Origin of the sequence: Actinoplanes subtropicus (genome assembly GCF_000721705.1) — a bacterium.
In the GTDB taxonomy this organism is placed as follows: Bacteria; Actinomycetota; Actinomycetes; order Mycobacteriales; family Micromonosporaceae; genus Actinoplanes; species Actinoplanes subtropicus.
In genome coordinates, this window is the sequence record NZ_JOJL01000008.1 from 326,536 (window position 1) to 340,859 (window position 14,324).

The following is a 14,324-nucleotide window of genomic DNA, read 5'->3' on the forward strand; positions in this document are numbered from 1 at the left end:
TTTTCAATGACGAAACTCGGGGCGACGGAAGGTGTGCCCGGCCGGCCAGGAGCTCCCGGCCAAGGAGTCATGGGCGGCGGTGGTCCAGGCAGGCAGCCCGGCCCAGGCGCGCAGAGCTCAGCTCGCGAGCAGGCCGCGGCGGAAGGCCACGGTTGCGGCCTCCGTGCGGCTGGCGACCTCGAGTTTTGCCAGGATGTTGGAGACGTGCACGCTGGCCGTCTTCGTGCTGATGACCAAGCGGCTGGCGATCTGCCCGTTGGTGCGTCCCTCGGCCACCAGGGCGAGCACCTCGCGTTCCCGCCCGGTGAGCCGGAAGCCGGCCGCCGGCGCCGGCGTCGGCGCCGGGATGCGGTGCGAGGGCGCCGGGCTGCCGATGTCCAGGCGGTGGCCGGCGGCCAGGGCGCGGACGTCGTCGGCCGTGACGCTTCGTAGTTGCTCGCTCAGACGGGAACATTCGGCGGCCGCAGCCGCTGCCGTCGCCCGGTCCGGCCGGGACTGGGCGCAATGCGCCTCGGCGAGCCGGAAGAGGGCGTACGCCAGCGGGTAAGCCTCGGTCGCGGCGCGGGTCGCGGTCACGGCCGCCGTCCACGCGTCGACCTCGTCCGTTCGTTCGCGCCGGGCGAGTTCGGCCGCGGTCAGAGCCTGAAAGGCCTGGGCGGGCCGGGTCCGGGCGGGCAGGGCGACCGGCGTCAGTTCCCCGTCCCGAGTATCGGCCGCGGCCCGGGCGTCCAGCCAGGCCAGCGGCCACGCGTACCGGCTCCACATGCCGCCGATCGGCCGGGACAGCACCTCCGCGAGATGTCGGCGGACCGCCGCCGGCTCGCCGCGTAGGCGGGCGAGCTCGGCCCGGCCGTAGGCCAGTGGTCCCCGGTATTGGACGCTGCGGCCGGCGGCCAGCTCGCGGGTGGCCGCCTGCAGGTCGACTGCCGCGGCGTCGGCGTCGCCCTTGCCCAGCCACAGTTCGGCGCGCAGCAGTAGCAGGGCCCCGGCGAAGACGTCGGTCGGCTCGGCGGCCAGCGACCGGGTGATCAGCTCCGCCGCGTCGTGCCAGCGGCCGCCGCGCAGCCAGGCCTCGGCGAGGTTGCCGGTGAGCAGCGCGCCGGAGGAGCGGGTGTGCCCGATCCGTTCGGCCAGCGCGAGGCCGGTCGCCGCGGTCTCCGCCGCTTCGGCGTACCGGCCTAGCAGCGTCTGCACGTCGGAGAGGTTGATGTGGGCGCGCATGCCGACCTCCGGCAGCCCGTACCTTTCGGCCAGCGCGACCCCCTCCCGCAGGGCCGCCAGTCCGGCTTCCTCCCCGCCGTCGTACGCCAGGACCGTGCCGAGCGTCAGCAGGGCATCGGCGCGCCGGGACACCGATCCGGCGGCCGTGGCCGCCGCGACGGCCCGGCGGGCGACGGAGGCGGCCTCCGCGGTCTGGTCGCTGAGCATCAGCGCGTTGGCGAGCGTGGCCAGCAGGTCGGCATGCGCGGTGGTGAGCGGGTGGTCCGGCAGCCGGGCGAGCGCGTCGCGCATCTCGGTCACGGCCTCGTGCGAGCGGCCGAGCGCGCGCAGGATCCGCGCCCGCCACCGGGTCAGCTCGATCTCCTCGGTCCCGGCCTGATCCACCAGGGCGAGCGCGCGGTGCGGTGCGCCCGCGCCCCAGGCCGCCTCGGCGGCGAGCAGGCACAGCCGCGGCCATGGCAGGGCGGCCCGCTGCTCGGCGTCGGGCACCCGAGGCCAGAGCTGCAGGGCACGCTCGAGATGGCACAGCGCCTTGGCGGGAGCGTAGGCAGCGGCCGCCTGCCGCCCGGCCTGGACCGACGCGGCCAGCGCGCGGGGCAGGTCGAGCGCGGCCGACCAGTGGTGTGCCAGGGTCGCGGCCACGCCGGCGTCGTCGCCGAGCAGACCGGGGTCGGCGGAGAGGGCTTCCCCGTACGCGGCGTGTAGCTGTACTCGCTCGCCCGGCAGTAGGTCGTCGTAGAGGGCCTCGCGAGTCAGCTCGTGCCGGAAGGCGTAGCCGTGGCCGCCGTCGTCCACGACGAGCAGGTGGTGCTCGACCACCTCACGCAGCGCCCGCTGGAGGTCGGCGCCGGTCAGGCCGGCCACCCCGGCGAGCAGCCGGTCGGCCACCCGGGGTCCGGCCGCCGCCGCTGCGCGCAGCACCTGCTGCGCCGGCTCGGAGACGCTCTCGCTGCGTGCCAGCAGGACGTCGCGCAGCGAGGGTGGCAGGTCGCCCGGGTCGGCGCCGCCCTCGACCGCCGCGAGGATCTCCTCGACCAGGTAGGCGTTGCCCTGCGAACGGTCGAAGACCAGGTCGGTGAGCCGGGCGTCGCTCGGCTGGTCACGAATGGCTCGCAGCTGGGCGTCGACCTCGGCCCGGCCGAACCGTCGCAGCTGGAGAACGCACGCCGAACGGGACCGTTCCCAGCACGCCACCAGCGGGCGTAGCGGATGCCGGCGGTGCAACTCGTCGGAGCGGTAGCTGAGCAACAGCAGGACCGGCAGGTCCCGCAGCCGGCGGACCAGGAAGACGACCATGTCCCGGGTGGACTGGTCGGCCCAGTGCAGGTCCTCGATGATCAGCAGCAGCGGGCGCTCGGCGACCAGCCGGCGAATCAGCCCCAGGACGTGCTCCAGCAACTGGGCGACCGGGGCGTCGCCGGTCGGCACGGCCGGGTCCAGATCCGGCAGCAGCCGGGCGAACTCGCGGCGGGCCGGCCCGAGCAGCCGGTCCAGCTCGGCGGGGGAGGCCTGGCAGGTCAGCCCGCGCAGCACGTCGGCCAGCGGGGCGAGCGGCATGGCCTCGCCGCCCAGTTCGACGCAGCCGCCGCCGAGCACCCGGAAGCCGCGGGCGGCGGCCAGCCGGGCGCCCTCGCCGAGCAGTCGTGACTTGCCGACCCCGGCCTCGCCGGCGACCGTCGCCACTTCGGTGTGACCGCCGGCGGCCCGCTCGATCAAGGACTGGAGGCGGTCGATCTCGGCGTGGCGTCCGACGAAGACCGGGCTGACCGGACAGTGACTCACCGTGCGAACGGTACGACCGGACGTCACCCGGCGAATACCGTGGATCGGACAGTCGGAATTCGGACCGGGGGTTCCGCCGGGCTACCTCAGGGTGCCCGCGGACACGCTCTGAGGTACTGACACCTTTCACTGTCGGGTGCCGTACCGCCGGCCTGCCGAAGGCCGACAATCCCAGGTCGGAGGCCCGGGCCGGGTGGCGCCGGGATACGGCAATCGTCCAATAGCTCGCCCGGCGGGTCGGTCCTTAGCGTTTCGGTCGTCGCGTCGCCAGCCGGGCGGCGCCGTCCGAAACGGAGTTCCGTCATGTTCCGTATCTCCCTGCGTAAGCTCGCCCTGACCGCCACCGCCGCCGCGGCAGTGCTGACCGGCGGCCTCCTGGCCGGCTCCGGCACCGCGAACGCCAGCGGCCCGCACTTCCGGATCGCGCCGTTCTCCAACGAGTTCCTCTACCTGGACGTCGCCGGTGGCTCGTACGACAACGGCGCCGGGATCATCCAGTGGTCGCTCAGCGGCGACAACCAGGTCTTCACGCTCCAGCCGTCGGGTTCGCACTTCGAACTGGTCAACCGGATGAGCGGCAAGTGCGTCACCACCAACGGCGTGGCCGGCGCTCAGCTCTACCAGTGGGACTGCAGCGGCGCGGTCAACCAGCTGTGGGACACCTCGCTGACCCCGGGCGGCACGCTGTACAACATCCGCAGCGTCTACAGCGGCCTGTACGTCGACGTCAGCGGCGGCAGCGTCAGCCAGGGCGCGGCCATCGACACCTGGTACTGGAACGACGGCAACAACCAGTGGTTCGCCGCTTTCGGCGCCTGACCAGCTCCGGCAGCACGCCCGTGGTCAGCCGGCGTGCAGCACGACGATCGACCGGGGCCGGACGGTGACCCGCGCGCCGGCGGCGACCGCGCCGCCGGTCGCGCTGCCGGTCGGCTCGTAGGTGTCGATCAGCGGTTGCCAGGCCCGGCCGTCGCGGGCGCCGGGCAGGACGAAGTCGACCGGTTCCCACCAGGCGTTCACCGTGATCAGGAAGTCGTCGTCGAGCAGCGGGTCACCCTGCTCGTCCTGGTCGGGGGCGTCGGCGCCGTCGAGGTACAGGGTCAGGCACCGCGCGCCCGGGTCGCGCCAGTCGTCGATGGTCATCGGCGTGCCGGCCGGGGTGAACCAGCCCAGCTCGGCGGTCTCGACGCCAGTCAGGAACCGGCGGCGGCGGAACACCGGGTGGGTCCGGCGGAGTTCGATCAGCGTACGGGTGAAGGCGGTCAATTGCCGGTCCGGGGCGGACCAGTGGTACCAGCTGATCTCGTTGTCCTGGCAGTAGGCGTTGTTGTTGCCGCGCTGGGTGCGGCCGAGCTCGTCGCCACCGAGCAGCATCGGCACGCCGAACGACAGCAGCAGCGTGGTGAGCATGGCGCGGCGCTGCCGATCGCGCAGGGCGACCACCTCCGGATCGGCCGTCGGACCCTCGGCCCCGCAGTTCCACGACCGGTTGTCGTCCGTACCGTCGTGGTTGTCCTCGCCGTTCGCCTCGTTGTGCTTGCTGTCGTACGAGACCAGGTCGGCCAGGGTGAACCCGTCGTGCACGGTGATCAGGTTGACCGAGGCGGTCGGGCGGCGGCCGGCCGCCTGGTACAGGTCGGAGGAGCCGGCGAAGCGGGCGGCGAACTCGCCGATCAGCCCGTCGTGGCTGCGCCAGAAGTCGCGCATCACGTCCCGGTACCGCCCGTTCCACTCGCTCCACAACGGCGGGAAACGGCCCAGGTCGTAGCTGTCGCCCTGGCCGACGTCCCACGGCTCGGCGATCAGCTTGGCGCGCGACACCACCGGGTCCTGCGCGACCAGATCGAAGAACGCGCTCAGGGTGTCGAAGCCGCCCTCCTGGCGGGCCAGCGTGGGCGCCAGGTCGAAGCGGAAGCCGTCGACGCCCATCTCGGTCAGCCAGTACCGCAGCGAATCCATGATCAGCTGGAGGGTGACCGGGTGGCCGGCGTTGAGCGAGTTCCCGGTCCCGGTGGTGTCCACGTAGTACCGGAGGTCGTCCGGATCCAGCCGGTAGTACGCCGGGTTGTGCAGGCCCCGGTGGCTCAGCGTCGGGCCGAGGTGGTTGCCCTCGGCGGTGTGGTTGAAGACCACGTCCAGGATGACCTCGAGGCCGGCGCCGTGCAGCGCGTCGACCATCGCCTGGAACTCGGCGACCTGCCCGCCGGGCCGGCCGGCCCGCACGGCGGCGGAGTAACCGGCGTGCGGCGCGAAGTAGCCGATCGTGTTGTAGCCCCAGTAGTTGGTGAGGCCACGCTCGCGGAGCAGACCCTCGGGCACGCTCTGGTGCACCGGCAGCAGCTCGACCGCGGTCACGCCGAGGCCGGTCAGGTGCGCCAGGGCCGCGTCGTGGGCCAGCCCGGCGTACGTGCCGCGCAGTTCCCCGGGCACACCCGGGTGGGTCGCGGTGAAGCCCTTGACGTGCACCTCGTAGATGACCGTGTCGGCGTACGCGTGCCGGGGCCGCTCGCCGAACTGATGCGCGGTGTCCACGACCAGGCTGCGCGGAACGTGCCCGCCCGAGTCGAGCCCGCTGGGGGCGTCCGGGTTGCCCGCCGCGTACCCGAGGATCTCCGGCCCGTAGCGCACCTCGCCGGCAACGGCCCGGGCGTACGGGTCGAGCAGCAGTTTCGCCGGATTGCACCGCAGGCCACGGCCCGGCTCGTAGGGACCGCCGACCCGATAGCCGTACGCCTGACCGGCCCCGACGCCGGGCAGGAAGCCGTGCCGGACGTCCCCGTCGCGCTCCTCCAGGGGCACCCGGGTCTCGCCCCCGGCCGCGTCGAACAGGCACAACACCACGTCGTCGCCGCCGGACACGACGGCGAAGTTCGTGCCGTCCGGCGAGGGCGTCGCGCCGAGCGGAAACGGGCTTCCCGACGAGATCTTCATGATTTGTCCAAGTCAAGCCGAATTCATCGAAGGACGGCGCAGTCCCTTGTCGACACCCTAGGGTCAGCCGTGTGCCGCTCGCATCACCGATCAGGCCCAGAACCCGCCCCCCGGCGCGTGCGGACCCCTGACGAGAGCCGGTCAGCCGGCCGGGCAGAACTGTGCCTCCAGCGCCTGGGTGAACGTGCCGATCGGGTTGTTCCAGTCGCCGTTGACGTTGATGGCGAGAACGGTCCTGCCGTCCCGGGTGCCGTAGGTGTAGGAGAACGAGCCGCTGATGGCGCCGCCCATCCCCCACACGACCCGGCCGCAGGACAGGGCGATCGAGGACATGCCCAGGCCGTAGGTGGTGTTCGGGATCCAGCCGACGGTCGGCCTGGTGTTGAACATCGCGCGCTGCTCGGCCGGCGGCAGCAGCGTTCCGGCCAGCAGGGCACCGAAGAAGTGGGTGAGGTCGCCGACGGTGGAGATCAGTCCGCCGGCCGCCCAGCTCCACGACGGGCTCAGTTCGGTGACGTCGTAGATCGGGGTCGGGTCGGGCAGCAACAGCTTCGAGTAGCCCCGGCCGTGTGGTGCCAGGATGGACGTGTCCGTGGCGGCCGGCAGATACGTGCCGGTCAGGCCGAGCGGCCGGGCGATGCGCAGCGCGATCTCCTGAGCCAGGGATCGGCCGGTGATCCGCTCGATGAGCATGCCTAGCAGGATGTAGTTCGTATTCGAGTAGCCCCAGTTCGTCCCCGGAGCGAATGGCGACGGGTGGGCCATGGCGATCCGTACGAGTTGGTCCGGCGTGTACTGGTCGAACCGGTGCACGAGGAACGGCGTCCCGACGCTTTGCTTCTGGAGCGTCGAGTCGCCCTGGTAATCGAAGATGCCGCTGGTCTGGCCGAGCAGCTCGCGGATGGTCACCCGGCGGCCGTCCTGGCCGTTACCGCGCACCACGCCGGGCAGCCACCGCTCGACGGGATCGTCGAGGCGCAGCCGGTGCTCGGCCACGAGTTGCAACACCACGGTGGCGACGAACGTCTTGGTGGTACTGCCGATGCGGAACCGGTCCGGCGGTTTGCGCTGCCGGCTGGTCGTGATGTCGGCGACGCCGGCCGTACCGAACCAGGTACGGTCCGGGCCGCGGATCTCGGCGGAGATACCCGGCAGCCCGCCGGCGACGGCTTGGTCGAGCACCTGCTGCACGGCGGCGTGGCCGTGCCAGGACGGGTTCGCCGCGGCCATTGCCGCGACGAGTAGGCCAGTGACGACGAGTCGAATCTGCATGGCCGGAAGCTATGTTGCGTTCGATCCTTCAGCAATGGTGAAACCACCGTGCATTGTGTACTCGCTGCTGAAGGCCGATGTTTGCAACGATGGTGGCAATGAATGCAATACTGGCGCTCGATGGCGAGACAGCTGACCTACGAGGACCGCCAAATCATCGCGGCCGGGCTGGCCGAGGGGTTGGCGTACACCGAGATCGCCGGCCGGCTGGAGAGGCCGACGTCGACGATCAGCCGCGAGGTCGCCCGCAACGGCGGGTATCGCGGGTACCAGGTCGACGAGGCGCAGGCGGCGACCCGGCAGCGTGCTCGCCGGCGGCGACCCGGGTCCGTGCCGCCGGCGCCCAGCGGGATCGACGCGTACGGGCGCGATCCGGCGGCGGTCCGTGAGTTCCAGGACAGGTTCACCGCGCTGATGATGCGCACCGGCCTGCCCCGGATGACCGCCCGCGTGCTCGCCTGCCTGTACACGACCGACGCCGGCTGGCTGACCGCGGCCGAACTGGTCGATCGCCTACGGGTCAGCCCGGCCTCGGTGTCCGCCGCGATCGCCGCCCTCGAGCAGCAGGAACTGGTCCGCCGAGAACGCGATCCCGGCGGGCGCCGAGACCGGTACATCGTCGATGACGACGTCTGGTTCCGCGCCTGGATCGCCAGCGCCCGGATGAACACCATCTTGGCCGAGGCGGCGCGGGAAGGCGCCCGGATCCTCGGCCGGCGAACCCCGGCCGGCTCCCGGATGCGGGACACCGGCCAGTTCTTCCAGCACGTCGGGCTGGACATGATTCGCGCTGCCGAACGCTGGCGGCACCTCTTCTCGCACGGCCGTCCCTGACGCCACCACTTTCCCGGAGGATGGGGTGGCGCCCGTCGCCGGGCGCCACCCGTTCTCCTCGATGCCGGTCAGGAGCCCAGCGTCTGGTCGTTCATCAGCTGGTTCACGTCGTCCGGGTCGAGCGCCTGCTGGAAGGCGTAGACGTCGTCGATGTCGCCGATGAAGCCCTGGGCCGCGGCGCCGTTCCACCACGACATGCCGACCAGGAACTTGCCGGTGGCGCTCCACTGCTGGGCCGCCACCTTCGCCGGCGTGGCCGCCGTCCCGTTGACGTACAACGTCGCCGACCCGCTCTCGGCGTCGTAGACGGCCGCCAGGTGCGTCCAGGCCCCGGCCGTCGCCGCGGTGGCGGCGGCCGACACCACGGTCGCCGGGCTGTTCGCGTCGGTGGCCGGTAGGACGAACTGCCAGCAGGTGCAGGCGGCCGTGAACTTCAGCTCGAATCCGCTGGAGTGCGTGCCCGCCTGGCTGACCACCGTGGCGTCGGCCGTCGTGCCGGCGAGCCTGGCCCAACCCGCGATGGTGTACGACTGGTCGGTCTTGATCCGTTGCGGCGCCGTCATCGAGCCCGTGCCGTCGAAGTGGAGCGAACCGAGGTCGTCGTCCATGCCGCCGGTGTCGCCGGCCGGGTTCGGGTGGCCCTCGCCGTTCCAGGTGACGCCGCCGGCGAGGGTGCCGTCGGCGCCGTAGACGGTCGAGTCGACGGCGGTCGTCGTCGAATTGCTGCCCTCCTCGAACTGCCAGTCGCCCATCAGGCCCTGATCCTGCACCGGGTCCCGGTCGTCGGCCTCCGCCTCGACCTCGTCGGCGCCCAGCGCCCGGAACCAGACGTTGACGTCCGAGATGTCACCGGCGAACCAGCTGCTCGCGCCCCGCCCGATCCAGGTGGCGCCCTGGCTGTCGTCGAACGGCGTCACGTCCGTCGCGACGCCGTCCGGGGCCCCGTCCACGTAGAGGTCGATGCGCTGCAGCTCGCTGTCGTAGGTCACCGCGAGGTGGGTCCACACCCCGGTCAGCGGCGCCGTCGAGGCCCTCGCCTGGAAATCGGTCACGGTGTCGCCCGAGGCGGCCGACGGCATGTCGGCCTCCCAGGCGTCGTCCGTCTTCGAGTAGGAGACGGTGAGCGAGGCGTTCCCGCTCGTGCTGGTCTTCGTGAAGAACGCCCGGTTGGCGGACTTGTCGGTCAGCCGTACCCACATGCCGACCGTGAAACTCTTCCCGGTGTTCAGCGGCAGGCCGGTGTCGGCGTAGCCGCTGGTCCCGTTGAAGGTCGCCGCGCCGCGCTGGACGTTGCGGCCGGCGCTCCAGGTGACGTTCGTGAGGGTGGCCGGGTGCGGCGCGGGCTTGTCCGGGCTGCCCGTGCCGGCGGCGCTGGTGTCGGCCGCGGTGGTGCCGCTGCCATCGCCGAACGCCCACTGGCCGACCTGGTAGGTGGTGTCGACGACGGTGGTGCCGTCGCCGGTCGTGCCGTCCTCGCTGTCCGAGTCGAGCACGAACTGGTTGGCCAGCGCCTGGTAGTAGGCGTTCGACGGGTAGGTCGTGCCGTCGGTGGCGGTGGAGAGGTAGTCCGCGCCGACGGTCGCGCCGGTGGCGGTGCCATCGGCCGACACGGCCGCCGCGAAATCGATCGCGCCGTCCGCGTTGCCGGCTAGGGCGGCGCCTCCGCCGGCGCCGAGAATGTACGCGTTGACCAGCTCGCGCGCGCTCTCCTGGACGGCGGAGTGGGCGCCGGTGAACGCCGGGAGGGTCGCCACGTACACCTTCACCGTACGGGTGGTGGTGGGCAGGTCGACGGCGTAGTTGAGCGCGTCGTCCGGGGCGTACTGCTGGATCTCGGTGGACAGCGCGACCAGTTTCGCCTCCACCGCACTCGCGCAGTTCGCCGCCGTGTCGGTGCAGGTGAGCAGGTCGCTCGAGCCGGACGAGACGAGCGCGATGCGGACGTCCGTCTGGGCCAGCAGCTCCCGGTCGGCCAGGCCACGGGCGCTCGGCGGCAGGTTCGAGTTGTAAACCTTGGGCAGGGTGTACGTGTTGCCCCAGCTCGCGCTGCCCTCGTTGAGCACGCCGACGCGCATCGGGTACGCCGTGCCGGTGTCGTCGGTCGACAGCGTGGTGGCCAGCAGGTCGCTGAGCCGGCTGCCGCCCTCGCCCGAGGCGGTGTCGGAGTTGACCGTCTGGTCGCCGTAGAGGACCACCGACCCGGCCGGGTCGGCCGGCGAGGTGGTGACGTCGACGCCGGAGAGGAACGGCACCCCGTCCATCTTCGCGTCCGTGAAGAGCGAGCCGTCGGTGTTCAGCGTGTCGTCGGCGCCGTCCTGGCCGCTCACGTAGACGACCTGCCGCCCGACCGCATGCCCGGACAGGGCCGGCACCGTGCCGTCGACCTGGAGGCTGAGCAGAACCGTGGCGTGGTCCCCGACGGTGATGGTGGCCGCGTCGCTGACCACGTCGGTGCCGGCCGGCACGGTCACCTTCGTGCTTCCGCCGAAGGTCAGCCGGACCGGTGCGGTGGTCGCCGCGGCGCCGGTGTCCTGCTGCGCGACCGAGGCCGCGTCGAAGGTCACCGGCGTCTTTCCGAAGGTGTTCGACAGGCGTACGCGGACCTTGCCGGTGCTCCCGCCGGTGCCGATGCTCAGGTGAGCCGGGATCCGCAAGGTCTGGCCGGTCAGCGTGGCGCTCGCGCCGTTCGCCTGGACCGCCGCGGTGTCCTGCGCCGCCGCCCAGCTGCCCGCCCAGCGGGTTCCGTCGGAGCCGGCCGAGGTCGGCCGGATGCCCACGCCGAGGAGGTGGTAACCGCGGACCGCGCCGGACACCGAGTTGGTGACCACCGGCAGCGAGATCGCGGCGATGGCGCTGCCGGGGCAGGTCAGCGGCACACTGACCGCGACGATTCGCGGGCTGATGCCGGTGTACTGGTGGATGTCGGACAGGTTGCGGTGGGTGAGGGTCAGGACCGCGTCGCCGTCCGGCGTATACGCCCAGTCCGGCACCGCGTCGACCGTGTACGCCTGGCTGGCGACGTTGCAGCCGCTGCCCGGGGCGTACGTGATCCGGCCCGTCGCGGTCTTCGTGTCGCCGTTGACCGACCAGCCGACCAGCACGAGCGCGTTGCCCTTGTTGACCACGCCACTGGCCGGCACGGTCACGTACTGGCCGGCCGACAGCATGTTGTCGTTGTTGCCGTCGCCGAAGGTCGCCGGCAGCTTGATCGCCGCGCCGTCCACGTTCACGGTGCCGCCGGGCGTCCAGCCGGCCGACTTGAAGTCGTTCGCCTCGAGGCTGTAGCCCCAGCCGTCGGCGTCGGCCGCCGTGATGGCCGGGGTGGTCCCGCCGGTGTATGTGCTGATGCCCTTGTTGTTGAGGCATCCCTTGGTGTCGTTGATCGAGCAGGTCAGCAGCGGCGAGAGCCGGAGGAGATCGATGCCCGACTGGTAGCCGGCCGACTTCGCGTTGATGCCGGTCATCGTGAAGGTGAGCGTGTGCACGCCCTGCGCGAGGGTCAGCGGCCCGCCGGTGGCGCTCTTGATCACCCCGAAGTCCCGGTAGACGGTCCGCATCGGATAGGGCGTGCTGTAGCCGTCGAACCCGGTGAGCAGCGACGTCTCGGTGCTCTTGCCCGAGTCCAGGGTGATGTCCCAGATGCCGTCCGCGGTGCCGACCGACAGGTTCGCGCCGATGTCCCAGTTCCCGGTCGACGGGACGTCGAAGGACATCGTCAGGGTGTCGCCCTTGGCCACCTTGCCGGTGGTACCGGTGTTGGCGAGCACCAGCTGGTAGCCGTCGCCGAAGTACATGCCGGCCGGGTTGCCCTGCTTGATCGCCACGGCGCCGGTGCTGGTCTTCACCGCCGCGGCGGGCACCGTGGTCGTGGTGCCGTCGGTGTTCTTCGCCGTGCCGCCGGCGTACAGGGCGGTACCGTACACGAAGGTCGGCGTGCTCGAACCGGCGTTGAACTCGTACGTCGTCTGCGGTGAGGTGGAGCCGGCCTGGTCGACGGCCTTGACGAAGAGCCGGTGCGGCCCCGGCGTGGCGGGGGCGAAGACGATGCCGGCCGACCCGTTGACCACGACCGTTCCGGTCCCGGTGGCGTTGTCGGCCTTGGCGTAGTAGACGGTGGTCGCCTTGATCGCGGTGCCGGTGGCCCAGGCCGTGCCCTTGTTCCCGGCGTAGGTGACGTTGGCGAGGTCGCCGTCCATCGAGAACAGATAGCCCACGACGTTGTTGGTCTTGTCGTTGCTGATCTGGAAGGTGCCCTTGTCGGTGAAGTTGCCGCCCACGATCCTCGACGGGAACTGGGCGGAGTTCACGTTCGGCGCGGTGGGCGCGCTGGTGTCGACCGTGAACTTCTGGGCCGGGCCCCAGGCCGAGGCCCATAGCCCGTCCTGGTTCTTCGCGGTGACCATCCAGGTGTAGTTGCCGTCGGGGAGCTTCGGCGTCACCGTCCAGGACGAGCCGTGGATGCTGTACTTGGTCGAACCCGGGCCATAGCCGTACGCGACGAGCTTCCCGTTCTTGTCGAGCACGTGGTAATCGACCATCAGATTGCGTACGACGCCGTTGGGGAATTTGTTCGACGCGGTCCAGGACAGCGTGGGCGTCCCGGTGGTGGTCAGGGTCCGGCCCTGGTCGGCGACCGAGGGGAAGACGTGCTGCTTGCCGTTGTCCGGGTCGACGGTCGGCCGGTAGCTGTAGTTGACCGACAGCCGCGCGCCGCCCTTGTAGCCGAGCTGCTTCCAGTCGTACTTGTCGCCCTCGTCCTTCGCCATGACCAGGAAGTTCGTGCTGCTCGCCTTCGCGCCCGCGGCCGCGTTGACCTGGCCGGTCACGGTGAACTTGAAGGTCGGCGGGGTGACGTGCACCTTCGAGGTGCCGCAGCTGAGCTCCTCGCTGTTCACCGTGCTCTGCAGCGCGCCCTTGGCCGGCTGCTTCGACCAGGACAGGTGCGAGGAGTCCCAGCCGGCGATCGAACCGGCCGCGTACACCTGCGCCGCGGTGTTGCTGCAGGAGGCGGCCCACCGGTTGGTGATGTAGAGGTAGGCGCTCTGCACGATCGCGCCTTTGATGCCCGACGTGTTCATCTGGTAGTACGTGCGGGCGACCTCGCCCGCACCGCCGTACTCCGGCCAGTTGTCGTAGCCGATCCGGGCGCTGTAGGAGCCGCTGGTCGCGGTGGAGTTGTAGACGTTCCACCCGTTGCTCGAGATCCGCGCCCACTTCATCTGGCTCGGGTTGCCCGTCCACGCCGACCAGTCGGGGTCCACGTACACCGGGTATCTGGTGGTTTTCGCGGTGAGCAGGCCCTGATCGAGGCTGAGCGTCTGCTTGCCGGAGCCGATGCCGACCTTCACCTGCGCGCGGTGACCGCCGGGCTGCTCGGCGCCGGCCAGGCTGTGTGGCGTGCCCGCGTTCGCCGCCGGGCTGCTGTCCCACATGAGTGCCGGGTTGGCCTGGAACACCTTCCCCCCGCTGAGCGCGTCCGTGGCCTCGGCACCTCCCCCCGGCAACTGGGCGGCCCGCACGTGGGTCCCGGCCAGCCCGAGGTCGAGCTGCCGTACGTCGGACCGCGCCGCGGCCCGCGCCGTCTTGACCACGAAGATCGACGAGTAGCCGGTCGCACTCGCGGTCACCCGCAGGTCGACACCGGGCAGGACCTCGGCGTACGTGGCGGTATCGCCCGACACCGTGGGCTTCGGCAGCTTGGTGCGCCAGGTGAAGCGCAGGGCGTCCGCGCCGTTCTTCAGGGTGACCAGGCTGGTGCTGCCGCCCGCGCCGAACGACACGCTCGCCAGCGCGGCCTTCGGACCGTACGTGCCGTCGGCGTGCTTGACCAGGCTGGGGTCGACCGGAACCCACTTGCCGTGCTGCCGCACCCGGTCCGGGCTGGTCGAGTAGGTGGTGGTGAGCGAGCCGTTCGGGTTCGCCACGGTGGTGGAGTACTCGTCGGTGAGCGCGCCGACCGCGACGGCCGACCCGGTCTTCGCCGCCTTCGCCACGGCCGCCGTGATGTCGGTCTTGTTTGAATTACCGGGCTTCCCGGCTGGCGCGACGCTCGTGTCCGGTGTGGACACCGGCGGCTGCGCGGGCGGTGGCGTGGCGACGGGGCCGGGGGTCTCCGCGTGGGCGGGCGTGCTCAGGCCGAGCGCGCCGGCGGTCGTGAGCGCGGTGAGGGCCGCCGCCCAGACCGGGCCGCGTGGTCGTCCACGCGGCGGCAGATGTGGGGTCATGGTCACCTTCCCGTTTGGGATCCTGATCTTCGTCAGGCGACGCCATTGTGGAACCGCCAC

Annotated in this window: 6 protein-coding genes; 2 read left to right on the top strand and 4 right to left on the bottom strand. The window is 71.5% G+C overall.

Going from position 1 to position 14,324, the window contains the following annotated elements:
• Window positions 1-117 precede the first annotated feature (117 nt).
• Entirely contained in the window at window positions 118-3,003 is a 2,886-nt protein-coding gene (locus tag IH26_RS0114360) for an ATP-binding protein (RefSeq protein WP_030436674.1), read from the bottom strand.
• Window positions 3,004-3,306: 303 nt separating this feature from the next.
• On the opposite strand from IH26_RS0114360, the gene IH26_RS0114365 reads away from it, so the two are divergent.
• Window positions 3,307-3,822: an RICIN domain-containing protein gene (locus tag IH26_RS0114365; RefSeq protein ID WP_030436675.1), complete on the top strand. Its 516-nt coding sequence runs from the start codon at window positions 3,307-3,309 to the stop codon at window positions 3,820-3,822.
• A gap of 24 nt (window positions 3,823-3,846) precedes the next feature.
• Here the strand turns inward: IH26_RS0114365 and glgX are convergent, their stop codons facing one another.
• Window positions 3,847-5,934: a glycogen debranching protein GlgX gene (gene glgX, locus IH26_RS0114370; protein ID WP_030436676.1), complete on the bottom strand. Its 2,088-nt coding sequence runs from the start codon at window positions 5,932-5,934 to the stop codon at window positions 3,847-3,849.
• A gap of 141 nt (window positions 5,935-6,075) precedes the next feature.
• Complete coding sequence (locus tag IH26_RS0114375; RefSeq protein WP_157437180.1) at window positions 6,076-7,206, bottom strand: serine hydrolase domain-containing protein; 1,131 nt, start codon at window positions 7,204-7,206, stop codon at window positions 6,076-6,078.
• Between the two features lie 120 nt (window positions 7,207-7,326).
• Here IH26_RS0114375 and IH26_RS0114380 point away from each other — a divergent pair, with 120 nt between their 5' ends.
• Window positions 7,327-8,040, top strand: coding sequence for a GbsR/MarR family transcriptional regulator (locus IH26_RS0114380; RefSeq protein WP_157437181.1), 714 nt, complete (start codon window positions 7,327-7,329; stop codon window positions 8,038-8,040).
• 68 nt (window positions 8,041-8,108) lie between these two features.
• Here the strand turns inward: IH26_RS0114380 and IH26_RS0114385 are convergent, their stop codons facing one another.
• Window positions 8,109-14,264, bottom strand: a complete 6,156-nt coding sequence (locus tag IH26_RS0114385) for a LamG-like jellyroll fold domain-containing protein (protein ID WP_030436679.1) — start codon at window positions 14,262-14,264, stop codon at window positions 8,109-8,111.
• Window positions 14,265-14,324: the final 60 nt, after the last annotated feature.

Excerpts from the sequence above, each read along its gene's own strand:
- glgX (WP_030436676.1), bottom strand. The coding sequence starts at position 5,934 with ATGAAGATCTCGTCGGGAAGCCCGTTTCCGCTCGGCGCGACGCCCTCG.
- IH26_RS0114375 (WP_157437180.1), bottom strand. The coding sequence starts at position 7,206 with ATGCAGATTCGACTCGTCGTCACTGGCCTACTCGTCGCGGCAATGGCC.
- IH26_RS0114380 (WP_157437181.1), top strand. The coding sequence starts at position 7,327 with ATGGCGAGACAGCTGACCTACGAGGACCGCCAAATCATCGCGGCCGGG.
- IH26_RS0114385 (WP_030436679.1), bottom strand. The coding sequence starts at position 14,264 with ATGACCCCACATCTGCCGCCGCGTGGACGACCACGCGGCCCGGTCTGG.
- IH26_RS0114365 (WP_030436675.1), top strand. The coding sequence starts at position 3,307 with ATGTTCCGTATCTCCCTGCGTAAGCTCGCCCTGACCGCCACCGCCGCC.